Consider the following 271-nt stretch of genomic DNA (forward strand, 5'->3'; position numbering starts at 1 on the left):
GCAAAGAATAAAATCATCTTATCCCAAAGAGTGTCTGAAAAACGCAATACTGAATTAGCAATCAGGGCCATTCACGATGTGCTCGACCACTATATAGCTAGCGAAATCCCTGAGGATTTAAACCTCATCGTTGACGGAAACCCTATTTACAAACTGGCACAACATTTCCTGGCCCAACACGGCCTGAACTTCGATATCACTCAAGTCATTGGTTTAACCAACGAGGACGAAGTATCTAGACAATATAGGCCCCTTAAACAAATCATCGAAC

General features: G+C 42.1%; 1 pseudogene. It reads left to right on the forward strand.

Annotated elements, in window-relative coordinates:
- A pseudogene (locus ACYQ2O_RS13200) lies at window positions 1-271 on the forward strand (DDE-type integrase/transposase/recombinase); the annotation flags it as partial.

Source organism: Alkalibacterium sp. m-11, assembly GCF_054658155.1.